General features: G+C 71.6%; 22 protein-coding genes. 10 read left to right on the forward strand and 12 right to left on the reverse strand.

Going from position 1 to position 24,286, the window contains the following annotated elements; genetic code table 11:
- Positions 1-101: 101 nt before the first annotated feature.
- From AB0I72_RS14360 to AB0I72_RS14370, 3 genes are all read right to left on the reverse strand, one after another.
- The gene (locus AB0I72_RS14360; protein WP_358567441.1) at positions 102-1,523 is read right to left on the reverse strand and encodes an aldehyde dehydrogenase family protein; all 1,422 of its coding nucleotides are present in this window, start codon (positions 1,521-1,523) and stop codon (positions 102-104) included.
- A 74-nt stretch (positions 1,524-1,597) separates the two neighbouring features.
- Positions 1,598-1,756: a hypothetical protein gene (locus AB0I72_RS14365; RefSeq protein WP_187347183.1), complete on the reverse strand. Its 159-nt coding sequence runs from the start codon at positions 1,754-1,756 to the stop codon at positions 1,598-1,600.
- A gap of 109 nt (positions 1,757-1,865) precedes the next feature.
- Positions 1,866-2,495 (reverse strand): DsbA family protein, encoded by a 630-nt coding sequence (locus AB0I72_RS14370; RefSeq protein WP_358567444.1) that lies wholly within the window; start codon positions 2,493-2,495, stop codon positions 1,866-1,868.
- A 164-nt stretch (positions 2,496-2,659) separates the two neighbouring features.
- On the opposite strand from AB0I72_RS14370, the gene pepN reads away from it, so the two are divergent.
- The 3 genes from pepN to AB0I72_RS14385 all read left to right on the forward strand — a co-directional run bounded on the left by pepN (position 2,660) and on the right by AB0I72_RS14385 (position 6,431).
- Positions 2,660-5,209: an aminopeptidase N gene (pepN, locus tag AB0I72_RS14375; protein ID WP_358567447.1), complete on the forward strand. Its 2,550-nt coding sequence runs from the start codon at positions 2,660-2,662 to the stop codon at positions 5,207-5,209.
- 185 nt (positions 5,210-5,394) lie between these two features.
- Positions 5,395-5,820 (forward strand): VOC family protein, encoded by a 426-nt coding sequence (locus AB0I72_RS14380; protein ID WP_358567450.1) that lies wholly within the window; start codon positions 5,395-5,397, stop codon positions 5,818-5,820.
- Entirely contained in the window at positions 5,820-6,431 is a 612-nt protein-coding gene (locus AB0I72_RS14385; RefSeq protein ID WP_358567453.1) for a TetR/AcrR family transcriptional regulator, read from the forward strand. Before AB0I72_RS14380 ends, AB0I72_RS14385 begins: the two co-directional genes overlap by 1 nt.
- Here AB0I72_RS14385 and malQ read toward each other — a convergent pair.
- Positions 6,428-8,464, reverse strand: a complete 2,037-nt coding sequence (malQ, locus tag AB0I72_RS14390; protein WP_358567456.1) for a 4-alpha-glucanotransferase — start codon at positions 8,462-8,464, stop codon at positions 6,428-6,430. The two genes, AB0I72_RS14385 and malQ, sit on opposite strands and share 4 nt — an antisense overlap.
- A gap of 127 nt (positions 8,465-8,591) precedes the next feature.
- On the opposite strand from malQ, the gene AB0I72_RS14395 reads away from it, so the two are divergent.
- Entirely contained in the window at positions 8,592-9,860 is a 1,269-nt protein-coding gene (locus AB0I72_RS14395) for an MFS transporter (RefSeq protein ID WP_358567459.1), read from the forward strand.
- Here AB0I72_RS14395 and AB0I72_RS14400 read toward each other — a convergent pair.
- Entirely contained in the window at positions 9,857-11,293 is a 1,437-nt protein-coding gene (locus AB0I72_RS14400) for an amidase (protein WP_358567462.1), read from the reverse strand. The two genes, AB0I72_RS14395 and AB0I72_RS14400, sit on opposite strands and share 4 nt — an antisense overlap.
- A gap of 190 nt (positions 11,294-11,483) precedes the next feature.
- Between AB0I72_RS14400 and AB0I72_RS14405 the strand changes: the two genes are divergently transcribed.
- Together AB0I72_RS14405 and ilvD are read left to right on the forward strand one after the other, a co-directional pair.
- The gene (locus AB0I72_RS14405; RefSeq protein WP_358567465.1) at positions 11,484-12,290 is read left to right on the forward strand and encodes a nuclease-related domain-containing protein; all 807 of its coding nucleotides are present in this window, start codon (positions 11,484-11,486) and stop codon (positions 12,288-12,290) included.
- 198 nt (positions 12,291-12,488) lie between these two features.
- Complete coding sequence (gene ilvD, locus AB0I72_RS14410; protein WP_358567467.1) at positions 12,489-14,351, forward strand: dihydroxy-acid dehydratase; 1,863 nt, start codon at positions 12,489-12,491, stop codon at positions 14,349-14,351.
- Positions 14,352-14,393: 42 nt separating this feature from the next.
- Here ilvD and AB0I72_RS14415 read toward each other — a convergent pair whose 3' ends face one another.
- Together AB0I72_RS14415 and AB0I72_RS14420 are read right to left on the reverse strand one after the other, a co-directional pair.
- Positions 14,394-14,600, reverse strand: a complete 207-nt coding sequence (locus tag AB0I72_RS14415; protein WP_358567470.1) for a zinc ribbon domain-containing protein — start codon at positions 14,598-14,600, stop codon at positions 14,394-14,396.
- Between the two features lie 106 nt (positions 14,601-14,706).
- Complete coding sequence (locus AB0I72_RS14420) at positions 14,707-15,207, reverse strand: HNH endonuclease (RefSeq protein WP_075927324.1); 501 nt, start codon at positions 15,205-15,207, stop codon at positions 14,707-14,709.
- Positions 15,208-15,585: 378 nt separating this feature from the next.
- Between AB0I72_RS14420 and AB0I72_RS14425 the strand changes: the two genes are divergently transcribed.
- Positions 15,586-17,679, forward strand: coding sequence for a prolyl oligopeptidase family serine peptidase (locus tag AB0I72_RS14425; RefSeq protein WP_358567473.1), 2,094 nt, complete (start codon positions 15,586-15,588; stop codon positions 17,677-17,679).
- Positions 17,680-17,833: 154 nt separating this feature from the next.
- A complete protein-coding gene (locus AB0I72_RS14430; protein ID WP_358567475.1) occupies positions 17,834-18,277 on the forward strand; it encodes a thioesterase family protein in 444 nt (147 codons plus the stop codon).
- 6 nt (positions 18,278-18,283) lie between these two features.
- Here AB0I72_RS14430 and AB0I72_RS14435 read toward each other — a convergent pair whose 3' ends face one another.
- The 5 genes from AB0I72_RS14435 to AB0I72_RS14455 all read right to left on the reverse strand — a co-directional run bounded on the left by AB0I72_RS14435 (position 18,284) and on the right by AB0I72_RS14455 (position 23,176).
- Positions 18,284-18,808, reverse strand: a complete 525-nt coding sequence (locus AB0I72_RS14435) for a globin (protein ID WP_358567478.1) — start codon at positions 18,806-18,808, stop codon at positions 18,284-18,286.
- Between the two features lie 122 nt (positions 18,809-18,930).
- A complete protein-coding gene (locus tag AB0I72_RS14440; protein WP_358567481.1) occupies positions 18,931-19,698 on the reverse strand; it encodes an arginase family protein in 768 nt (255 codons plus the stop codon).
- A 124-nt stretch (positions 19,699-19,822) separates the two neighbouring features.
- Positions 19,823-21,487 carry an energy-dependent translational throttle protein EttA gene (gene ettA, locus AB0I72_RS14445; RefSeq protein ID WP_358567484.1) on the reverse strand — a complete coding sequence of 555 codons (1,665 nt, stop codon included), beginning with the start codon at positions 21,485-21,487 and terminating at the stop codon, positions 19,823-19,825.
- Positions 21,488-21,811: 324 nt separating this feature from the next.
- A complete protein-coding gene (locus AB0I72_RS14450) occupies positions 21,812-22,516 on the reverse strand; it encodes a hypothetical protein (RefSeq protein WP_358567487.1) in 705 nt (234 codons plus the stop codon).
- Between the two features lie 321 nt (positions 22,517-22,837).
- Entirely contained in the window at positions 22,838-23,176 is a 339-nt protein-coding gene (locus AB0I72_RS14455) for a hypothetical protein (protein WP_358567490.1), read from the reverse strand.
- 98 nt (positions 23,177-23,274) lie between these two features.
- Between AB0I72_RS14455 and AB0I72_RS14460 the strand changes: the two genes are divergently transcribed.
- Both AB0I72_RS14460 and AB0I72_RS14465 read left to right on the forward strand, forming a co-directional pair.
- Complete coding sequence (locus AB0I72_RS14460; protein WP_358567493.1) at positions 23,275-24,048, forward strand: helix-turn-helix transcriptional regulator; 774 nt, start codon at positions 23,275-23,277, stop codon at positions 24,046-24,048.
- Entirely contained in the window at positions 24,045-24,218 is a 174-nt protein-coding gene (locus AB0I72_RS14465; RefSeq protein WP_358567495.1) for a DUF397 domain-containing protein, read from the forward strand. Before AB0I72_RS14460 ends, AB0I72_RS14465 begins: the two co-directional genes overlap by 4 nt.
- The last annotated feature ends 68 nt before the right edge of the window (positions 24,219-24,286 follow it).

Raw genomic sequence — 24,286 nt, forward strand, 5'->3', positions numbered from 1 at the left:
CACACCCCACAACGCGCCGTTCACCGGGGCCGATTCCGCGCGAACGGAATCGGAGGGTGTGACTCGGCGCATATCCGACCCGTCGCGGCCCGGGCGGGCGGTCAGAGTTGGACCGCTTTGACCTCGCAGAACTCGTCGAGACCGTGCAGCCCCCACTCGCGACCGTTCCCGGAGCGCTTGTAGCCGCCGAAGGGCGCGCGCGGGTTGAGGGCGCCGCCGTTGACCTCGACCTGCCCCGCGCGCAGCCGCCGGGCGACGGCCAGGGCGCGGTCCGGGTCGGCCGACCACACGGCCGCGCTGAGCCCGTACACCGTGTCGTTGGCGATGGCCACCGCCTCCTCCTCGGTGTCGTACGGGATCAGGCACAGGACCGGGCCGAAGATCTCCTCGCGCGCGATCCGCATGTCGCCCCGCACGTCCGCGAAGACGGTCGGACCGACGTAGTAGCCCCGCGTGCGGCCCTCGACGGGACCGGCGCCGCCAACGACCAGGCGGGCGCCCTCCTCCACGCCGACGCGCACGTACTCGCGGACGCGGTCGAGCTGGGCGGCGGAGACGAGCGGGCCCATGCGGGTGGACTCGTCCTCGGGGTCCCCGGGGACGTACCTGGCCGCGGACTCGGCGGCCAGGCGCACGGCCTCGTCGTAGGAGTCGCGGTGCACGAGCATGCGGGTGAGCGCGTTGCAGCTCTGCCCCGTGTTGCGCATGACGTCGGCGACGCCGCGCTTGACCGCCTGGGTGAGGTCGGCGTCGGGCAGGACGACGTTGGGCGACTTGCCGCCCAGTTCGAGCGCGACCCGTTTGACGGTCTCGGCGGCGACCTGGCTGACCCGGATCCCCGCGCGGGTGGAGCCGGTGAAGGACACCATGTCGACCCCCGGGTGGGCGGCGATCGCCTCGCCGACGACCGGACCGGTCCCCGACACCAGGTTGAACACGCCCGCGGGCAGGCCCGCCTCGTGCAGGACCTCGGTGAGCGCGTACGCGGACAGCGGCGCGACCTCGCTGGGCTTGAGGACCACGGTGTTGCCCGCGAGCAGCGCGGGCACGACCTTGAGCACGATCTGGTGCAGCGGGTAGTTCCACGGGGTGATGGCGCCGACGACGCCGACGGGCTCGCGCAGGATGAGCGAGTTGCCCTGGCGCTCGCCCTCGAAGTAGCGGTCGCCGACCTCCTCGACCAGGTCGACGAAGGTGCGGAACATCAGGGCGGGCAGGCCCGCCTGGACCTTGCGCGCGAACCCGGCGGGCGCGCCCATGTCGCGGGTCAGGACCGCGGCCACGTCGTCGACGCGGGCTTCGTACAGTTCCAGGGCCTTGGCCAGGTGGGTGACCCGCTGGCCCGGGGTGAGCGCCGACCACGCGGGCAGGGCCGCCGCCGCGGCCGCGACCGCCGCGTCGACGTCCTCGGCGGCTCCGGCCGGAACGGTGTCGATGACCTGCTCGGTCGCCGGGTTGAGCACGTCCAAGCCCTCGTCGGAGGCGGACGCGCGCCAGGCGCCGTCGATGTAGAGGGATCGCATGTCCCCACTCTCGCAGAACGGGATTCTGGTTGGCCAGCGTCCAGAGCCGGGCCGGTGGATTCCCGGACGCGGGATCAGTCCCAGTGCGGCGGGCGCTCGTCGACGAGCCGCGCGGTGTCGTCGTCGACGCCCTCCTCACCCCAGCCGAGGGGACGCTCGTCGCTGGTGGTGTCGGGCAGGATGTCGAGGTCGTCGAAGAAGTCGACCCTGCGGTCGCCGTCGGGTCCGGACATGGCCACGCCCCCTGTTCGATCCGTCTGTCGCGTCCGCGGCGCGGACGGGTGGATGGAGGTACCGGGCGGGTCCACCGCCCGCCCGGTTCCGACCCTAATCGAAAGTCGGCTAGTCGAAGCTCGGCTCGACGGTGCGGGTGCGCTTGAGTTCGAAGAAACCCTCGACCCCGGCGACCAGGCGGACGCCGTCCCAGAGCCGGGCGGCCTCCTCGCCACGCGGGATCGGGGTGACCACGGGGCCGAAGAAGGACACGCCCTCGACACTGATCACGGGCGTGCCGACGTCCTCGCCGACCAGCGTCATGGCCTCGGCGTGCGAGGCGCGCAACGCGGTGTCGTACTCGGTGGACTCGGCCGCGGCGGCGAGCTCCACCGGCAGACCGGCGTCCTTGAGCGCGTCCCGGTAGGTGTCCAGGGAGCGCGGCTCCCCGTCGTGGTGGAAACGGGTGCCCAGGGCGGTGTAGAGAGGGCCCAGGGCCTGCGGGCCGTGCTGCTGCTCGGCCGCCACGCACACGCGGACCGCGCCCCAGCCGGTCTCGATGAGCCTGCGGTAGTTCTCCGGCAGGTCCTCCTTGCCCTCGTTGAGCACGGACAGGCTCATGACGTGCCAGCGCACGCGCACCGGACGCACCTTCTCGACCTCCAGGAGCCACCGGGAGGTGATCCACGCCCAGGGGCACAAGGGATCGAACCACATGTCGGCGTAGGTGATGTCGGGTTCTTCGGGGGACTGCGTCATCATCGCTCCTCGTCGCTGTGGGCCACCCGGCCGTGCCGGGTCCGCCGAGAGTGGACAACCAGTCGCGCGGGTTGCGCATTCCGCGTCGGCGCGTGGCAGGATCGAAGCCGAGTGATGACGACGATTCCGGCCGGCGACGACGGCGGCCGTGAAGGGAGCGTGGCGTGGCGGGGAACCTGACACGGGACGAGGCTCGGGAGAGGGCGCGGATGCTGAGCGTCGACTCCTACGCCGTGGAGCTCGACCTGACCACGGGCGAGGAGACCTTCCGGTCCACCACCGTGATCCGTTTCTCCAGTTCGGAGGCGGGTGCCCGGACGTTCGTGGACCTGACCGCCCCCAGGGTGCTGTCGGCGAGGCTCAACGGCCGCGAGCTGGATCCCGGGGAGCTGTTCGACGGTGAGCGCCTGGTCCTGCCCGAGGTGGCGGCGGACAACGAACTGACCGTCGTGGCCGACGCCGCCTACATGCGCACCGGCGAGGGCCTGCACCGGTTCGTCGACCCGGTGGACGAGTCGGTGTACCTGTACACCCAGTTCGAGACGGCCGACGCGCACCGCATGTACGCGTGCTTCGACCAGCCCGACCTCAAGGCGACCTTCGAGCTCACGGTGTTCGCGCCCGACGCGTGGCACGTGGTGTCCAACAGCGCCCCCGACGTCGAGCGCGAGGCCACCGGCGCCGAGGGCCGCGTCCGCTGGCACTTCCCGCCCACGCCGGTGATGTCGACCTACATCACGGCGCTCGTCGCGGGCCCCTACCACGTGGTGCGCGACGAGCACGACGGCATCAGCCTGGGGCTGTTCTGCCGTGCCTCCCTGGCCGAGCACCTGGACGCCGACGCCCTCTTCGACGTCACGAAGAAGGGCTTCGACTTCTTCCACGGGCTCTTCGACCTGCGCTACCCGTTCGGCAAGTACGACCAGCTGTTCGTGCCGGAGTTCAACGCGGGCGCGATGGAGAACGCGGGCGCCGTCACGTTCCTGGAGGACTACGTCTTCCGGTCCCGCGTGACCGACGCCCGCTACGAGCGCCGCGCCGAGACCATCCTGCACGAGATGGCGCACATGTGGTTCGGCGACCTGGTCACCATGCGCTGGTGGGACGACCTGTGGCTGAACGAGTCCTTCGCGACCTACGCCAGCGTGTACTGCCAGGCCAACGCCACCCGGTGGACGGACGCGTGGACGACCTTCGCCAACGTGGAGAAGGCCTGGGCGCTGCGCCAGGACCAGCTGCCCTCGACCCACCCCATCGCGGCCGACATGGTCGACATCCAGGCCGTCGAGGTCAACTTCGACGGGATCACCTACGCCAAGGGCGCCTCGGTGCTCAAGCAGCTCGCGGCGTACGTGGGCGTGGACGCGTTCTTCGCCGGGGTGCGCGCCTACTTCAAGGAGAACGCCTTCGGCAACACCGAGCTGAAGGACCTCCTGCGGCACCTGGAGGCCGCCTCGGGCCGCGACCTGTCGGGCTGGTCGCGCGAGTGGCTGGAGACCACGGGCGTCAACACGATGCGCCCGGACCTCGCGGTGGACGGCGACGGGAACTTCACGTCGTTCACGGTCGTGCAGGAGGCCGCCGAGGAGCACCCGACGCTGCGGTCGCACCGGCTGGCGATCGGTCTGTACGACCGCACCGGGGACGGCATCGTGCGCCGCGAGCGCGTCGAACTCGACGTCAGCGGCCCCCGCACCGAGGTTCCCGAGCTGGTCGGCAAGGCACAGCCGGACCTGGTCCTCATCAACGACGACGACCTCACCTTCACCAAGATCCGCCTGGACGAGCGGTCCCTGCGCACCGTGGTGGAGGGCGTCGGGGAGATCGCCGACTCCCTGCCGCGCGCGCTCGCCTTCGGCGCGGCGTGGGACATGACCCGCGACGCCGAGATGGCCGCCCGCGACTACGTGGACCTGGTCATCTCCGGGATCGGCGGCGTGGACGACGTCATGGTCGCCCAGACGCTGCTGCGCCAGGCCAGCGCGGCGCTGATCAACTACGCCGACCCGGCGTGGCGCCCGATCGGCTTCGAGCGGCTCGGGGAGCGGCTCCAGGAGCTGCTCAACACCGCCGAGCCGGGCGGCGACCTCCAGCTCGCCTACGCCAACGCGATGGCCGACTCGGCGCGCACGGACGCCCACCTGTCGCTCCTGCGGGGGCTGCTCGACGGGGCGATCACCGTCGAGGGCCTCAAGGTCGACACCGACCTGCGGTGGACGCTGCTGCGCCGCCTGGTCGCCCAGGGCGAGCTCGGGGAGCCGGAGATCGCCGCCGAGCTGGAGTCCGACCCGACCGCGACCGGCCAGCGCCACGCCGCCGGCGCCCGGGCCGCCATCCCCACCGCCGAGGCCAAGGCCGCCGCGTGGGAGCGGATCGTCGGCGCCGACCTGGCCAACGCGGAGTTCCGCGCCACGCTGCTCGGCTTCACCGAGCCCGGCCAGGCCGAGCTGTACCGCCCGTACATGGACAAGTACTTCGCCCAGCTCGGCCCGGCCTGGGAGAAGTGGACGGGTGAGTTCGCGCAGAGCTTCGCCGAGACGATGTACCCGAGCGGGCTGGTCGAGGAGGCGACGCTGGAGCGCACCGACGCCTACATCGCCGAGAACGACCCGGCCCCGGCGCTGCGCCGCCTGCTGGTGGAGGGCCGCGCGGGTGTGGAGCGCGCGCTGCGCGCCCGCGCCAAGGACATCGCCGTGGGCCAGAGCCGCTCCTAGGCCGCCCCCACGGTCCTCCGCTTCGCTTCGGACCGTGTGCGGACACCGCCGAAGCGGCCGTAACCGACCCGCGATATGACGACGGTCCCCGGGGACGCGCGACGCGTCCCCGGGGACCGTCGTGCGTTGCTCCGGGAGGCGGGGGAAGGCCCACGAATATCGGTACATGGTGTACCGTATTGGCCATGGGGATGGAAACACGAGCATGGCCGGACGGGCTCGCGGTGGCTCAGGTGCGGGTCGCGCGACCCACCGCGAAGCTGGACGAGGTCGTCACGTTCTACCGGGACCACCTGGGCCTGCCCGAGCTCTACCGGTTCAGCGGCCACGCCGGCTACGACGGCGTGATGCTCGGCCTGCCGGGCACGGACCACCACCTGGAATTCACCTCGCACGCCGACGGCAGCCCCTGCCCGGCGCCCACCGACGACAACCTGTTGGTGCTGTACTTCACCAGTGACGCACGGATGTACACCGCGGTGGAACGGCTGGCGGCGGCCGGGCACGAGCCGGTACCGGCGGAGAACCCCTACTGGGCCGAGCACGGAGCCCTGACCTTCGCCGACCCCGACGGCTGGCGCGTGGTGTTGGTGCCCCGACCGGTGTTCTGATGGCCGGACGCACCCGAGACGAGCGCATCGACGGCGCGGTGCTGTCCGCCACCGTCGAACTCCTGGGCGAGGTGGGCTACACCGCGTTGACCATGGGCGCCGTCGCCCGACGTGCCGGGGTGCACCGGCCCGCCGTGTACCGCCGGTGGCCGTCCAAACGCCACCTGGTCGTCGACGCGGTGGCCGACGGACTCGGACCGCGCCCCACCCCGGACACCGGTGACCTGCGGGACGACCTCGTCACGGGCATCATGACGGTGGTGGACGCGCTGGCCGGAACCCCGTTGGGCCGTGTCCTGCCAGCCCTGGTCGCGGACCTGGCCGCCGATCCGGAGTTGGCGGGGCGGTTCCTGGACCGGGCGTTCCACCCCCGGCGCGCCACCACCGCCGCCACGCTGCGCTCGGCCGTCGCGCGCGGCGAGATCCGCGCCGACTTCGACATGGACTTCGTCCTCGACGCCCTGGCCGCTCCGCTGTACTACCGGGTCCTGTTCGGCCATCTGCCGCTGTCCCGACCCCTGGCCGAGCAGTGCGTGGACACGGTCCTCGCCGACCTGCGAAGATCCGGCCCCTCCGACGGGCCGACCCACCGCTCGGCGGACGCGGACTAGAGCATCCGACCCTGACCGCCGCCGACCGGGCCCAGGGTCCGGCGGATGCGGGCGACCGTGCGCGGGTCGGCCAACAGCTCGTCGACGAGCACCGGCTCGCCCTCACCGCTGGTGAGCGGGATCAGCCAGTTCGGGTACTCCGTGCTCGTGCCCGGCTGGTTCTGCATCCGCCGCTCCCCCACCACGTCGGTCAACGCCACGCCGATCATCCGCGCCGGGGTGGCCACCAGGTAGGCGTGCATCGCCGCCACCACCGAGGCGGGGTCGGTCACCGGGTCCACGTCCTCGTCCAACAGCCCCAGCTCCACCAGCAGCGACCGCCAGCGGTCCACCCGCGCCTCGGACTCGGCCAGCTCCTCGGAGAGTGGACGGTCCAGCAGCCCCAGCCGGTCGCGCAGCTCGACGTGCTCGCCCGACAGGAACGACGCCACCGGGGGCAGGTCGTGGGTGGCGACCGTGGCCAGGCAGTCGGCGCGCCACTCGTCCGGGGAGAGCGGCTCACCGTCGGCGTCCTGCTCGAACCACAGCACGGAGGTGCCCAGGATCCCCCGGTCGGAGAGGTGGTCGCGGACCCAGGGCTCCACGGTGCCCAGGTCCTCGCCGACCACCACCGCGTCGGCCCGCCGGGCGGAGAGGAGGAGCGAGCCGACCATGCCCTCGTGGTCGTAGCGGATGTACGTGCCCTCGGCCGGGGACGCCCCCTCGGGCACGCACCACATCCGGAACATCCCCATGACGTGGTCGACGCGGACACCGCCCGCGTGCCGCAGCGACTGTCCGATGATCTGGCGGAAGGGCGCGTAGCCCAGCTCGGCGAGACCGCGCGGGTGCCAGGGCGGCTGCCCCCAGTCCTGCCCCCGCTGGTTGAACTCGTCGGGCGGCGCGCCCGTGTGCAGACCGCCGACCAGCGCGCCGCCGTACATCCACGCGTCGGCGCCGCCCGCCTGCACGCCGATCGCCAGGTCGTGCACGATGCCCAGGTCCATGCCGCCGCCGCGGGCGGTGGCCTGCGCCTGGGCGAGCTGCTCGTCCAGGACCCACTGGAGCCAGCGATGGAACTCCACCTCCGGCCACAGGCCCAGCGCCTTCTCCCCCACCGCGTGCGCGCCGACGTCGCGCAGAGGGGCGGGCCAGGTCCGACAGTCGTTGCCGTGCTCCTCGGCGAGGGCGCACCAGGTGGCGAACTCGACCAGGGGCTGGCCCTCGCGTTGCAGGTAGGCGCGCAGCGCCGCCTCACGGCCGGGCGCCCGGGGCACCTGGAAGAGCACCTCCAGGGCGGTGCGCTTGGCCCCCCAGACCGCGTCGCGGTCCAGCAGGTCCGCCGTGCGACCGCGTTCGCGCAGGGGGCGGGCCAGGCGCTGGATGCCCTCACGCTGGGCGGGGTCGAGCCGTGCGTACTCGGGGATGTCCTCCACGCGGACGTAGAGCGGGCTGGCGTAGCGGCGGCTGACCGGCAGGTACGGCGAGGGCTCCACGGGGCCGACGGGCTCGGTGGCGTGCATCGGGTTGACCAGCACGAAGTCGGCGCCGAGGTCGCGCGCGCCCCAGTCGGCGAGCTCGGCGAGGTCACGTAGGTCCCCCGTGCCCCAGGAGGCACGGGAACGGACACTGTAGACCTGCGCCATGAGCCCCCACAGGCGCCGGTTCCCGCGCAGGGCGCCGGGCTCGATCCGGTCGGGGACCACGAGCAGGGGCGCGTCGTGTTCGGCGCCCCCGTCCTCGACGCGCAGCGTGTGCACGCCGAGCGGCAGACCCGGGTCGAACGGCAGCAGGGAGCCGTCACCGGTCTCCACCGTGCTGCGCGCGCCCTCGGGAAGGACCAGGTCGGGCGCCTTGCCCTCGCGGACGACGACGGCGGGCGGCAGCGGACCGCGTCTGGTCGCGGGGACCGGGTCCTCGGGGTCCACCCCCAGCGCCGCCAGGACGTGGCGGATCGTGTCGGGGCTGACGGGCACGCGTCGGCCCCGCCAGTCCTCGTAGGCGGTCGCGACTCCGTACTGCTCGGCCACGCGGGCCAGCTGAACGTCCCTCACAGCAATCGATCATGCCCTAACGGAGGCCGCGTACACCGGAGGGCCGCGCGGCGTGGGACCAGAACGTCGGCTGGACGATCCGTAAACCCGACCGCCGTATGTCAGTGGCCTGTGCATAATGAGCGGAATGCTGTCGAACTACCGGCGCGTCCTCGCCGTCCCCCACGTCCTGTCACTGCTGACCTGGTCACTCGTCGCCCGTTTCTACATGCCGGGACTGATGGTCGCGGTGACGTTCCTCGTCGAGGACTGGACGGGCTCCTACACCTACGCCGGGCTGGTCGCGGGCGCGTTCACGTTGGGCATGGCGGTGGTCGGCCCGCTGCGCGGCCGGATGGCCGACCGGGGCGGCAGCGACCGGCTGGTGCTGGTGTGCGGCGTGGTGTTCAGCGCCGGTCTCCTCGCCCTGGCCCTGTTGCCGGGCTCGTTGTGGTGGCTGGCGGTGCCGCTGGCCCTCGTCGCCGGCGTGTTCGGCTCCCCCGCCAACCAGATCGTCCGCGCCCTGTGGCCGCGGCTGACCTTCGGTGCGGAGCGCAACGCAATCTACGCGGCCGAGGCGACCACGCAGGAGCTGCTGTTCGTCTTCTCCCCCGTGCTGAGCGCGGGTGTGGTGGCCTACGCGGGTCCCCGGTGGGCGCTGGGGCTGCTGTCGGTTCTGGCGCTGGCGGGAGCGGTGGGCTTCGCGCTCTCGCTGCGGCGGGCCGGAGTGACCGGACCCGCCCCCGAGCAGGAGGGCGAGGCGCCCGCCGGGGACGCGCCCCGGCGCAGTCTGCTGCGCTATCCGGCGCTGTGCGTCCTGCTGGTGATGTCCCTGCTGCTGATCTGCGGGATCGTGGGCGTGGACCTGGTCGTCGTGGCGTGGGCCAACGAACTGGAGTCCCCGCAGTACGTCATGGTGCTGGCGTCGGTGTGGGCGCTGGGCTCGCTCGTGGGCGGTGCGATCGCCGGAGGGCTGAAGGGGCGGCCGCGGCTGGTGCGGCGGAGCGTCGCCGCCGCGTTGGGGCTGGCGGTCCTGGTGCCGTTCATGCCACCGGTCGCCCACCTGTCCACCCCGCTGTGGATCGCCCCGCTGCTGTTCCTGTCGGGGGTGGCCATCGCGCCGACCCTGGCCGCGGTGATGGGGCGGCTCGGCGAGGTCTCGCCTCCGAACCGCCGTGCCGAGACCTTCGGCTGGCTGGCGTCCGGGATGGGTGTCGGCAGCGCGCTGGCGGGCCCGATGGTCGGTGCGCTGATCGACGGCTTCGGAGTGGCGGGCGGCGCGGCCGGGGCCGCGGTGGCGGCCGTGCTGGCCGCCGGGCTGAGCGTGTTCGTCCCCGCGGCGGCGCCGGACCCGGACCCCGCCGAGGCGGCGGGACCGGGGACGTCCCCGACCGCCCCGGCCGTCGGGGACGCCTAGTCCGCTCCGGGCGGGAGACGGTGCGCCCAGGGGCGGGCGGTCTCCAGCTGGGCCGCCAGCGACAGCAGCGTGCCCTCGCCGCCCATCCGGCCGGTGAGCATGACACCGATCGGCAGCCCGTCCGGGGACCAGTGCAGGGGGACGCTGGCCGAGGGTTGCCCGGAGACGTTGTACACCGACGTGAACGGGGTGAACTCGGTCATCCGGCGGAACTCCTCCTCCGGGCCGCCCCGGTCGAAGTGCCCGATCGGGACCGGCGGCAGTGCCAGGGTGGGGCTGAGCAGCACGTCGTAGGGCTCGGTGGCGGCGATCAGCGAACGCACCCCGCGCTGGAGCCGGGCGCAGGCCGCGACGTAGACGGGGACGGGGGTCGCGCGGGCCCGGTCGCGCAGCCAGCGGGTGATCGGCCTGAGCTCGTGTTCGCGGTCGGGGCTGACGGGGCTGGCCGAGGCCATCGCGGCCCACAACACGCCGAAGTCCTCCGGGAAGGTTCCGTCGAAGTGGGCGTCGCCGGGGGTGGGGATCTCCTCCACGTCGTGGCCGAGTTCGAGGAGGAGGTCGGTGGCCGCGTCGTGGGCCGCCAGGACGTCGGGGTGGACGGGGATACCGACGCTTCCGGCGTCGGCGTAGCGGCCGACGCGCAGCCGCCCCGGGTCGCGGCGCGCGTGGTCGACGAAGGTCTCGCCCAGCGCGAGCGGGGGCGCGGAGTACAGGTCGCCGGGCCGCGCGCCCGCCATGGCGTCGAGCAGGAGCGCCGCGTCCAGGACGGTCCGGGCGAGGGGCCCGGCCGTGGACAGGCCCACGAGGTCGGGCTTGAGCGGCCCACCGGAGATCCGTCCCCGTGTGGGCTTGAGGCCGAACAGCCCGCACGCGCTGGCGGGGATGCGCAGGGAACCGCCGCCGTCGCCCCCGTGCGCGGCGGGCGCCAGGCGGGCGGCGACCGCGACGGCGGCGCCACCGCTGGAGCCGCCGGGCGTGCGGTCGGTGTCCCAGGGGTTGCGGCTGGGCGGGGCGACGTCGTTCTCCGTGTAGCAGGTGCACCCGAACTCGGGCGTGTTGGTCTTGCCGAGGAGGAGGGCGCCCGCGGAGCGCAGCGCGGCGACCGGGCCGTCGTCGAGCGGGGCCGGTGCCGGGTCGACCGCGCGTGAGCCGAAGGTCGTGGGCGCTCCGGCCAGCAGGTCCAGGTCCTTGATGGGGAGCGGCACCCCCAGGAGGGGCGGCAGGGCGTCCGGCGTGTCGCGCATGACGCGCTTCTCCGCATATCGGGCCTGTTCGAGAACCTGTTCCGGACTAACCGCAATGAACGCGCCGTAGGTGGGATCGAGCCGCTCGATCCGCTCCAGGCAGTGCTCAGCGATCTCACGAGGGGACAGTTCACGACCCCGTACCAGGTCGGCGAGTCGGTGTGCCGGAAGTTCGTGGATCTGGGTCATGATCCACCAGATTAGCGGGCACGTCACGGGGCACCACTGCCGTGGTGGTCTTCTCTAGAGAGACCGTCGAAACGGTGATCCTTCCCTTCCCCCGCGTCACGGACACGTGGGTGGCCGGCGGAACGAGGGAAGGAAAGTGTGAGAAGTCATGCACTAGGACTCGGATATGGATGGAACTAACCTGTCCGACGTGGAATCGGCAACGACAACGAACGAACGCACCCAAGCGGGCGACGCGCCATCTCAGGCGAATAGCCCCGAAGAGCTCTTTTTCCCTCATCAGCGGAAGAAGAACAACAATTCGGGCACCAAGGCACTCTACGGAACCCTGAAGTCCAACGAGACCGCGCGCAGGTGGACCATCCGCGTGGCCATCGCCGCTCTGGTCGCCACGGCCTTCGGCCTGTTCACCACCGACTGGCGGATCGGGGTCACCCTCGGTCTGGCCACCCTGGTCGGGATCACCGTCCACGCCGCCCGGCGCGAGTCCGAGATCCCCCGGTGGCGCAAGCCCTCGGCCGCCCAGCGCAAGACCGAGGTCCAGCTCAGGGTGATGAAGCAGCTCGGCTACCGCGTCCTGCACGCCCGCGCCGTCCCCGGCGGCAACGGGCAGATCGACCACTTCATCGTGGGTCGCCGCGGCGCGTTCGCGATCGACTCCGAGTCGTGGGACCGGCGCCTGCCCCTGCGCAACAAGCTGGAGAAGCTCTACCACGGGCGGTTCAGCAAGAACGAGCGGATCGACGAGGCGCTGGAGGAGGCCAAACGGGCCGAGGAGCTCATCAGCAAGGAACTGGGCCGCGAGATCTCGGTGCGCGCCTCGCTCGCGATCTACGGCCCCGGGATGCCGTGGGACAGCCACCGGCTGCGCGGCGTCGACATCATCACCGGAACCAAGGTCCGCAAGTGGCTGCGCACGGGCCGGGACCGACTGGACGAGCGCGAGATCGAGGAGATCTACGAGGCCGCCAAGAAGGCGCTGCCGCCCCGGTACTGAACCGCGCGGGAACCCCGTCCAGGGAGGGCCCGGGAGGGACCACGGCGCCGTGGTCCCTCCCGGGCCCTGCGCGTACGGCGGAGGAATCCCCTGCCATCTCACGATTCGGACATCGCGTCTTCTGATTCGAGACCGAAGCAGCCCCGCGGGGCGACTACCATCGAAGGGAAACACCCGGAACCGATGGGAGCCCACCCCATGCCCGCGCTACGCTCACGCACGGTCACACACGGCAGGAACATGGCAGGCGCGCGCGCCCTCATGCGCGCCACCGGCGTGGAGCGCGAGGACTTCGGCAAGCCGATCGTGGCCGTGGCCAACAGCTTCACCCAGTTCGTCCCCGGCCACGTCCACCTGCGCGAGGTCGCCGACGTCGTCGCCACGGCGGTCCGCGAGGCGGGCGGGGTGCCGCGCGAGTTCAACTCCATCGCGGTCGACGACGGCATCGCCATGGGCCACGGCGGCATGCTCTACTCCCTGCCCAGCCGCGAACTCATCGCCGACTCGGTCGAGTACATGGTCAACGCGCACTGCGCGGACGCCCTGGTGTGCGTCTCCAACTGCGACAAGATCACCCCCGGCATGCTGCTGGCCGCGCTGCGGCTCAACATCCCCACGGTGTTCGTCTCCGGCGGCCCCATGGAGGCGGGCAAGGTCACCGTGGTCGACGGCACCGCCACCACGGTCCGCAAGCTCGACCTCATCAACCCGATGATCGCCGCGGCCGACGAGAGCGTCTCCCAGGCGGAGCTGGACGAGATGGAGGAGGCGGCCTGCCCGACCTGCGGCTCCTGCTCGGGCATGTTCACCGCCAACTCGATGAACTGCCTGACCGAGGCGATCGGCCTGGCCCTGCCGGGCAACGGCACCGTCCTGGCCACCCACACCGCGCGCCGCGCCCTGTACGAGGACGCCGGACGCGTGGTCGTCGAGGCCGCCAAGCGCTACTACGAGGACGACGACGAGTCCGTCCTGCCGCTGTCCATCGCCACCCCGGCCGCCTTCGGCAACGCCATGGCCCTGGACGTGGCCATGGGCGGCTCCACCAACACGATCCTGCACCTGCTGGCCGCCGCCACGGAGGCGGGCGTCGGTTTCGGGCTCCCCGAGATCGACGAGGTCTCCCGCCGTGTGCCGTGCCTGTGCAAGGTCGCGCCGAACACGGAGAAGTACCACATCGAGGACGTCCACCGCGCGGGCGGCATCCCCGCCATCCTCGGCGAGCTGGCACGGGGCGGCCTGCTGGACACCTCCCTGCCCACCGTGCACGGCAAGACGCTCGGCGAGTTCATCGCCGAGTGGGACATCGCCGGCGACACCGTCAGCGACGAGGCCGTCGAGCTGTTCCACGCCGCGCCCGGCGGGAGGCGCACCACCAGGGCGTACTCGCAGAGCACCCGCTGGGACAGCCTGGACACCGACCGGGAGAAGGGCTGCATCCGCTCCGTGCCGCACGCCTACACCAAGGACGGCGGACTGGCGGTGCTGTTCGGCAACCTCGCCCCGGACGGCGCCATCGTCAAGACCGCCGGCGTGGAGGAGGAGCTGTGGACCTTCTCCGGGCCCGCGAAGGTGTTCGAATCCCAGGAGGACGCCGTCGACGGCATCCTCTCCAAGCAGGTCGAGCCCGGTGACGTGGTCGTCATCCGCTACGAGGGCCCCAAGGGCGGTCCCGGCATGCAGGAGATGCTGTACCCGACGAGCTTCCTCAAGGGCCGCGGTCTGGGCAAGGCCTGCGCGCTCATCACCGACGGCCGCTTCTCCGGAGGCACGTCGGGCCTGTCCATCGGGCACGCCTCCCCCGAGGCGGCCGCCGGCGGCGACATCGCCCTGGTCGAGGACGGCGACATCATCAGCATCGACATCCCGGGCCGCGGGATCGTGCTGGAGGTCCCCGCGGACGAGCTCGACGCCCGCCGCGAACGGCTGGTCAAGGAGCTGGGCCGCTTCCAGCCGCGCGACCGCGAGCGCCCGGTGACGGCCGCGCTGCGCGCCTACGCCGCGATGGCCACCTCGGCCTCGACCGGCGCGGCGCGCGACGTGTCGCAGATCGAGCGTTAGGGGAGGCCCCAGACCGACCCGGGGCTCGGCGTCCCGTACCGCTCAGGAGCAGCAGCCGCCCCCGCAGCACCCTCCGCCGCCGGAGGGCGCGGGGGCGGCGGCGCGTCCGCCCACGGCCACCGTCGACAGCAGGCGCACCGTGTCGTCGTGGCCGTGCGGGCAGTCGGCGGCATCGCCCGCCCGGGCCATCGGGCGGGAGACCTCGAAGGTGGTGCCGCACTCGCGGCAGCGGAATTCGTATCTGGGCATGCGGTCAGAATACGGCCGCCCTCCGCCTCCCGGACACCGGGCGCGACGGAGGGCGAGGGGGCCGCCGCAGGGCCGGTCGGGGACGCGTGACCCCGGCCCCGGGGCGTCAGGCCGCCAGGTGAGCCATGTAGGGCTCCCACTGCGGGTCGCCGTGCAGGTCACCGTTGATCAGTCGCCAGTGCGGACCCTTCGGCACCTTGGGGGTGATGTGCAGCTCCCATCCGAGCTCGTCCAGGAACTTGTCGGCCTTGCGGTGGTTGCACGGCTTGCACGCCGCCACCACGTTCTCCCACACGTGCGCCCCGCCGCGGCTGCGCGGGATCACGTGGTCGATCGTCTCGGCCTTCTTCCCGCAGTAGCCGCAGGTGTGCCGGTCCCTGCGCATGAGCGCCACCCGCGTCAGCGGCACCCTGCGACCGTAGGGAACGCTGATGTAGCGTCTGAGCCGGATGACCGAGGGCACGTCGTACGACCGGGTCGCCGAGTGCAGCACCGCTCCGGCCTCGTCCCCGTGCACGACCTCGGCCTTCTCCCGGAGCACGAGCAGAATCGCCCTGCGCAGCGGCAGTGTCGTCAGTGGTTCGAAGCTGGCGTTGAGCAGCAGCACGTGACGGCGGGCGGTCGGTGGGCCACCCTCCCGGCTGCCTCGGGCGCTCATAGCTCCGCCCCGGCCGTCGTGCTTCGCGGCCGTGTCTCCTCCCCGGCCAGCCGTTCGGCCAGCCAGGAAACCTCCCTGTTCACCGATCCGAGGATCGGTGGTTCCGTACGCCTTGCCACACGGACCTCCCGGTGGTTCCCGCCGAGTTGCGTCCCGCATTCAGTGTGCGTGGTCGGACGGCCTCGGCGCCACCCCAATTTTCGTCAGGACGCCCGGAAAGCGCGGGTCGTGGCTTTCCTCCACCCATTGTGCGCCCCCCAAACCACGTTTCACGGTCCCGCCGCGCCGAACACCGGGCGTGAGATATCGGTGGATAGGGTGCGAAGTATGCGTGAACTTCGCTACCCGCCAGCAGAGCGGCTGGACATCATCGAGACCCTGCACGGCCACACGGTCGCCGACCCCTACCGGTGGCTGGAGGACCCGCAGACAGCCGCGACCAAGGAGTGGTCCACCGCCCAGGACACCCTCTACTCCGAGGCCCGCCCGCGGTTCCAGGCGCGCGAGTGGTTCGGCGAACAGGTCCGGTCGCTCATGGGCGCCGGGCACGTCGGCGCCCCCGTGTGGCGGGGCGAGCGCCACTTCTTCACCCGCCGCACCGCGGAGCAGGAGCACGGCGTCCTGCACGTCCAGGACGGTGACGGCCCCGCACGCGTCCTGGTCGACCCCGGGGCGCTGGACCCCGGCGGACTGACCACCCTGGACTCCTGGAAGCCGGATCGCTCCGGGCGACTGCTCGCCTACCAGCTCTCCGAGGCCGGTGACGAGGAGTCGATCCTGCGGATCATGGACGTCGAGACCGGGGCGACCGTCGACGGGCCGATCGACCGCACCCGCTACAGCCCGATCGCGTGGCTGCCGGACTCCTCGGCCTTCTACTACGTCCGGCGGCTGCCCGCCGACCAGGTCCCCGAGGGCGAGGAGAGCTACCACAGACGCGTCTACCTGCACCGCCTGGGCACCTCCACCGACGAGGACGCCCTCATCTTCGGCCAGGACCGCGACAAGACCGAGTACTTCAGCGTCACCGTGAGCCGCGACGGCCGCTGGCTCGTCCTGCTCGCCGTGCGCGGCACCTCCTCGGCCACCGACATGTGGATCGCCGACCTGACCGCGGGAGACCTGGACGCCCCCGGGCTCGTCCCCATCCAGGAGGGCGTCGACGCCTCCCTGTCCGCGCACGTCGGCCGGGACGGACGCCTGTACCTGTACACCGACCGCGACGCCCCGCGCGGCCGCGTGTGCGTGACCGACCCGGCCACCCCCGGGTACGAGCACTGGACCACGCTGGTCGCCGAGGACGCCGAGGCGGTCCTGGAGGACTTCGCGATCCTCGACGGTCCCGGAATGGACCGGCCGGAGATGCTGGTCGCCTGGAGCCACCACGCCGTCAGCGAGGTCACGCGCCACGACCTGGCCACCGGCGAGCGGCTCGGCACACTGGAGATGCCGGGCCTGGGCTCGGTCGGCGTGCTCATGGAACGGCCCGAGGGCGGCCACGAGGCCTGGTTCGGCTACACCGACAGCACCCACCCGTCGTCGGTGTACCGGTACGACGCGCGCGACGGCGCCGTGTCCGTCTGGGCGGAGGCGCCCGGCACGGTCACCCCGCCCGACGTCCGCACCGAGCTGGTGACGTTCACGTCCAAGGACGGCACCCCCGTGCGCATGCTCGTGGTCTCCCCCGCCGAGCCCGCTGCCGGCCCCCGACCGACCGTCCTCTACGGCTACGGCGGCTTCCGCATCTCCCTGACCCCCTCCTACTCCGCGTCGGTCCTGGCCTGGGTGCGCTCCGGGGGCGTGTACGCCACGGCCAACCTGCGCGGCGGGTTGGAGGAGGGCGAGGAGTGGCACCGCGACGGGATGCTCGCCAGGAAGCAGAACGTGTTCGACGACTGCGCGGCGGCCGCCGAACACCTGGTGGAGACGGGTGTGACCACCCCCGATCGGCTCGCGGTCATGGGTGGGAGCAACGGCGGCCTCCTGGTCGGCGCGATGATCACCCAGCGCCCGGACCTGTTCGCCGCCGCGGTGTGCTCCGCCCCGCTGCTCGACATGGTGCGCTACGAGGGCTTCGGGCTGGGCCAGCTGTGGAACGTCGAGTACGGGAGCGCCGACGAACCGGAGGAGCTGGAGTGGCTGCTGGGGTACTCCCCGTACCACAACGTGCGTGAGGGCACCCGCTACCCGGCGACGCTGTTCACCGTGTTCGACAACGACACCCGGGTGGACCCCATGCACGCGCGGAAGCTGTGCGCGCTGATGCAGTGGGCCACGTCGGCCTCCGCTGAGGAACGCCCGATCCTGCTGCGCCGCGAGTCGGAGGTCGGCCACAGCTCCCGTTCGGTGAGCCGGAGCGTGGCGCTGAGCTCCGAGCAGCTGGCCTTCCTCGCCCACCACCTGGGGGCGTCGGTGGCCTGACCGGCGCCCCGACCAGCGCCGCCGGCCGCCGGCCGCCGCGGGGAGACCCACGCCACAGCGCTGACGGCCGGGCGGTCGAACGGTCTCCTGGGGGGATTGGGACAATCGAGGTCGTCCGCCCCCCAGGAGAACCGCACACGAGAGGAACCAGGACGTGACCCAGATCGAGGCCGGAGGCAACGGGACCGGGACCGTGCCTCGGCGGCACGTGCACCTCGCCCAGGTCCGCTACGCCGACCTTGACCCCCAGCACCACGTCAACAATGTGCGGATGCTCACCTACCTGGAGGACGCGCGGATCTCGTTCCTGCGCTACGGCGGCGGGGTCGACGAGGGCGAGGAGGTCTTCGGCGCCATGGTCGTGGCCCGCCAGGAGGCGGACTACGTGGCGCCGCTGCTGCCCCGCAAGGATCCGGTGCGGGTGGAGCTGTGGGTGACCGAGGTCCGCAACGCAAGCTGCACGCTGGCCTACGAGATCCGCGACGACACGACCGTGTACCTGCGTGCCAGGACGGTCCTGGTCGGGTTCGACGTGCCCACGCAGAGCGCTCGGCGGCTCAACGACACCGAGCGCGCCCACCTCGCCCAGTACGCCTGAGGGCGCCTACCTCAGGGAGACGGAGACGGTCTCGCCCTCGTCGCCGTCGCGGCGCTCCTGCGAGGCCACGGCGATGGACGTGGGATTGGCCACCGCCGGAGGCGTGGCCTCCTCGGCGACGTTGACCATGCTGTGCGCGGCCATGACCATGTACTCCCACATCCGCCGGTCCAGGGCCTCGGGCAGCTCCAGGGAGTCCATCGCGGCGCGCATGAGCTCCAGCCAGCGGTCGCGCTCGGCGGCGCCGACCCGGAACGGGAAGTGCCGCATCCGCAGCCGCGGGTGGCCGCGCCGCTCGTTGTAGGTGCGCGGGCCTCCCCAGTACTGGATGAGGAAGAGACGCAGGCGCTCCTCGGCGGGGCCGAGGTCCTCCTCGGGGTACATGGGCCGCAGCAAAGGGTCGGCTGCGACGCCCTCGTAGAAGTGGCGGACCAGGCGGGTGAAGGTCTCCTCGCCCCCCACGGCCTCGTAGAACGTCGTCTGCACCGGCCCCTCGCCCTGCTTGTGGTGGTCATCTCGCGCGGAAGTCATCGCCCACCAGGGTATGCGACACTCTCCGGCCCGTCAGGTCCGCCCGTACCGGTGGGAATACCCCGGCTCACCGACCCGTTCCCGGGCGGCCGCGCACGGCCGCCCGCGGGGGGATGCCGGGGTCACCCGGGCAGCGGCGCCAGCAGGTCGGCGAGGAGGCGGGCGCGGACGCCGTCGTCACGGTCCAGCTCCGTGTCCGACCGCCACGTGCACCCGACGCTCAGCGCGGCCACCCGACCCGTCGCCAGGACGCGGTGGACCGCGCCGACCACCGCCTCGACGGAGGGGCCGCCGGAGGTGGGGAAGAGCGCCCCGGGCACCTCACCCGGGTCGATGACGTCGAGGTCCACGTGCAGCAGGAGGGGTCCCCCGGGGAGCACGTCGGCCGCCACGTCCGGGACCGCGCTCACCCGCAGCGCCGACGCGCGCAGGTACTCCTCCTCCGGCGGGTCAAGGTCGCGTCCGTCGACGAGCAGGACCCGTTCCTCGGGGACGTCGCGCAGACCGAGCCGTTCGGTGGCCGGGTCCGGCCGGTATCCGGTCAGGACGCGCAGGGGGATCCCGCCCGCGTACCCCGAGGCGCTCGTCTCCATGGTCTGCACGTCGCCGTGCGCGTCGAACCAGACGACGGAGGGGTCCGCCCCGGCCCGCTGCACGCCCGCCGCGACGCCCAGGGCCACCATGCAGTCACCGGAGACCACGGCCGGGACCCGGCCGGCGCGCACGTGGTCGGCGACGCGCTCGGCGACGACCTCGTGCAGGGCGGCCATGCGCGACCACACGTCGCCGTCGGGCAGGTCGACCGTCACCGTCTCCGGAGCGTCGGGCAGCGGGGGCCGCAGGTCGGGCAGGTGCTCGTCGAGATGGTAGGGGGCGCACAGAATCGTCATGGCGGGACGATACCGACACGCGCGGCACCGGGTACACCCCGTTTTCCACCGCCCCGGCGTGGTCGTGGCACGCGCAAAGCCCCGCGGACCACGACCGGTCCACGGGGCTTCGAACGCGCTGGGATCAGCTGCGGGTGAGCTTGCGGTGCGTGACCGCGTGCGGGCGCGCGGCCTCGGGGCCCAGACGCTCGATCTTGTTCTGCTCGTAGGACTCGAAGTTGCCCTCGAACCAGAACCAGTTGGCACCGCCCTCCCACGCGAGGATGTGCGTGGCGACGCGGTCGAGGAACCAGCGGTCGTGGGAGGTGATCACGGCGCAGCCGGGGAAGTCCAGCAGCGCGTTCTCCAGCGAACCGAGGGTCTCCACGTCCAGGTCGTTGGTGGGCTCGTCCAGGAGCAGGAGGTTGCCGCCCTGCTTGAGGGTGAGCGCCAGGTTGACGCGGTTGCGCTCACCGCCGGAGAGCACGCCGGAGGGCTTTTGCTGGTCGGAACCCTTGAAGCCGAACGCGGCGACGTAGGCGCGGCTGGGGATCTCGACCTTGCCGACCTCGATGAAGGTCTCGCCGTCGGAGATGGTCTCCCAGACGTTCTTGGTGTCGTCGATCCGACCGCGGTACTGGTCGACGTAGGAGATGTCGACGGTGTCACCGACGTTGATCTTGCCCTCGTCGGGGGTCTCCTCGCCGACGATCATCTTGAACAGGGTCGTCTTGCCGACACCGTTGGGGCCGATGACGCCGACGATGCCGTTCGGCGGCAGCGAGAAGCTCAGGTCCTCGATCAGGACGCGGTCGTCGAAGCCCTTGGTGAGGTTCTTGACCTCCACGACCGTGTTGCCCAGGCGCGGACCCGGCGGGATCTGGATCTCCTCGAAGTCCAGCTTGCGGGTCTTGTCGGCCTCGGTGGCCATCTCCTCGTAACGCTGGAGGCGGGCCTTGCTCTTGGTCTGGCGGGCCTTGGCGTTGGAGCGGACCCACTCCAGCTCCTCCTTGAGGCGCTTGGACCGCTTCGCGTCCTTTTGCCCCTCGACCTTCAGACGGGTCTGCTTGGTCTCCAGGTAGGTGCTGTAGTTGCCCTCGTAGGGGTAGAACTGGCCGCGGTCCAGCTCCAGGATCCACGTGGCGACGTGGTCGAGGAAGTACCGGTCGTGGGTGATCGCGACGATGGTGCCGGGGTACTTGGCCAGGTGCTGCTCCAGCCAGTTCACACTCTCGGCGTCGAGGTGGTTGGTGGGCTCGTCGAGGAGCAGCAGGTCGGGCGCCTCCAGCAGAAGCTTGCACAGCGCGACGCGGCGCTTCTCGCCACCGGACAGCTGGGTGACGGAGGCGTCGCCGGGCGGGCAGCGCAGGGCGTCCATCGCCTGCGCGAGCTGGCTGTCGAGGTCCCAGGCGTTGCGGTGGTCGAGCTGCTCCTGGAGCCTGCCCATCTCCTCCAACAGGTCGTCGGAGTAGTCGGTCGCCATCTGCTCGGCGATCTCGTTGAAGCGGTTCAGCATCGCCTTGGTCTCGGCGACACCGTCCTCGACGTTCTCCAGGACGGTCTTGTCCGCGTCGAGCTGGGGCTCCTGGGCGAGCAGGCCGACGGTGAACCCGGGCATCAGTCGCGCCTCACCGTTGGACGGCTGCTCGATGCCGGCCAGGATCTTCAGCAGCGTCGACTTACCCGCACCGTTGGGCCCCACGACGCCGATCTTGGCTCCGGGCAGGAACGACCCCGAAACGTTGTCAAGGACGACCTTGTCGCCGTGCGCCTTGCGCACGTTTTGCATGGTGTAGATGTACTCCGGCATGTCTTCCAGACTAGGGTGTCGGCGCCTGTGCCGAGACCTGTGGGATCACCTGACGCGACCGCCTTCAGGACCCGGCGGGTCACGCACTGGAACGCGTCACGGCGGCCCGGTCTTCCCGCGAGGGTGATTCCGCGCGGACGGGTTTGCTCATCGGGTCGGAGATTCCCCGTCCACGCTCGGACAGGAGGCACGGAAGGCGCGCGGGCTCACGCCGACGGGCCGGTGGAAACGGCGGCGCCGCGGGCCGCGGCGCCGCGCGGGAGGGGGCGGCCGGGTCCTGCGCACCCGCTCCGTACGAGAGCACCGGACCCGCGAGGCGCCAGGTCAGGACGACGGCTCCACCAGGGCCTTGAGGCGGCCCAGGCGGTCGCGCCAGAACTCCTTGGCCTCGGCCGCCGAGTCCGGGTCGGGCAGCCGGGACTGCTCCACCGCCGCCGAGACCCGGTCGGTTCCCCTGGCGGTGAGGTAGACGATCACGCGGGTGCCGTCGGCCAGGTCGGCGGTGACGCGCTTGGGCTCGTTGTACGAGCGCACCGTCCACTCCGCGCCGTCCAGCCAGCGCTCGCGCACCGACTCCTCCACGAACGCCGCGAAGACCTCCTCCATCGGTGCGCGAACCGTCTTGGACGCGTTGACCGCGTAGCCGTCCTTGCGCTGCCCAGGCGTGCGCATCCCGCGCTCCTGCTCGTAGGCCACCGTCAGCGACTGGGCCCACCAGCCGTCCACGCCCCGCTCCTCCACCAGGTGGGCGGCGATCTCCTTGTGCGTACGGTCGGTGGCACCCCACGCGTCCAACAGGGAGAACCACTGGTCGTAGTCGCGTCCGGTGCGCTCACGCACCGCCTCGCCGGACACACGCGCCCGCATGGTCGCGACGGGCGTCTCCGCCGGGGTCACCGGTTCCTGGGATGCGACGGCGGCGGGGCGTGCCTCGGACGAGAGCAGGTGGGCGCGGGCCGCGGTGTAGCTCTCCCCGGTCTTGGCCATCCGGGAACGAACCCGCTGCTTGAAGGACTTCTGCCTGGTCATGACGGCTCCTCGGCGACGGCGGCCAGACCCACGCTCGTCCGCCCCGCCGGTAGGGCTCATCAGACCGGCGTCCCGAGGGCTCAGGGCCCCCTTTGCCCCCTCTCAGCCGGCGGCGTGGGCGCCGGAACCGGGGGTTGGGCGCGGGACCGCGCCGATGTCCAGGGTACCCCGCTCACCCGGGCTTCTCCAGGCCCAGGTACGGCTCCGGAGCGGAATGCTCCCGGGCCAGGCGCGACGGGTCCCGAAACGACGGGAGAGGGACCCGCCCACCGGCGCAGTCCCTCTCCCCGGTCTCGGCACGTGTCCTCGTCCGGCCACTCCCTACCGCTCCCGTCTGCGGGGCAGCGGGGGGACGAAACCGGCGCGGGTCTCGATCACTCGGTCCACCAGGATGCCCAGACGGTCCCGCTGGACGTAGCACCACGCGCCGTACCGGTCCTGCCAGCCCCAGGACCAGCCGTCCTTCAGTCCCAGGGCCACGTTGCCCATATAGCCGGGGCCGATCAGGGCGCGGTCGACGTCGGCGCCCCAGGTCCAGGGGAAGCGTCGCCACTCCAGGGTGAAGGCCAGCCCTCGCGAAGCGAGGAAGGCGTCGCGCGCCCGCTCGAAGGGGTCGGGCCGGGTGTCCGGCCCTGTTTGGAACTGATGGGTCTCGTTCATGGTCCCAGCGTCCGGCCGAGGCCCAATGCTCCACCAGCAATAGTCTTCTATCTGCAAAGCTATGGTGGATAACGGAGCACACTGATTATGTTTGAAACATGAGTGGAGCACGCTTTCCGACAGAACTAGTCAAAGTACGCGAACTAGCAAGGCTAACGCAGCGGCAGCTAGCGGCGCGCGCAGGAACGTCTTCAGCTTCCGTTTCCCGGTGGGAATCGGGTGTATCCACCCCGAAACGGGATAACGTCCACATGTTGGATGACGCGACAAACGCGCGCGGTCGACTACTCAAGGCCTGGTCAGATGATCGGGAGGGTAAGGGGCTTCCCACCTACATGCGCGACCTGGGGCGGCTGGAAGAGGCAGCCCGGACGATCGAGTTGGTTTCCCCGCACCTCATTCCCGGGCTCCTGCAGTGCCCCGGCTATGCGCGCCTCGTCTTTGAACAGTCCTTGATGGGGGAGGTCACCGGAGACCTGGATCGGCTAGTCGCGCTTCGATGTGGTCGGTATCCACAGCTCCGCAAGATCAACAACCCACGGATCGTCGCCGTCTTCCCCGAAACCGCGCTCTTCTTCGTTCCCGAAGCGATCCGCCGTGAACAGGTTCGCCACCTGCTGGAGATGCTCGAAGCCGGAAACGTGCGAGTCCTACTGGTGCCACACGGATCCCTGCTGCTGGGAGTGACTTCCATGCTGCTGGTCTTCCACATGCAAAACGGGGAGACAGCCGTATCCAGCGACCACGTGGACGGTAACGTGATCTATGAAGACTCGGAGGGATACACCCGTTTGCAAGGCTTGGTGAAGCAGTCCTTGGGAGACGCCCTCCCCACCGAACAATCGCGGAAGGCCCTGGAGGAGCTACAGTGAGCGACCGAGAGTTCCACAAGTCGTCGTACTCGTCTTCGGGCGGGAACTGTGTCGAGGTCAGTGAAGGTCGGGACACCCTGGTCCGCGACACCGTGAACCGCGAAGCGGGTTACCTGACCTTCCCCACCTCCGAGTGGCGCGCGTTCCTCGGCGTCGCCACGAGCCTCTGACCCGACCCCCGCCGCACACGCGAGATCCCCACCTGGCGACCGGGTGGGGATCTCGTCGGGAACTCCCC

This window comes from Nocardiopsis sp. NPDC049922 (genome assembly GCF_040660275.1).
Taxonomy (GTDB): domain Bacteria; phylum Actinomycetota; class Actinomycetes; order Streptosporangiales; family Streptosporangiaceae; genus Nocardiopsis.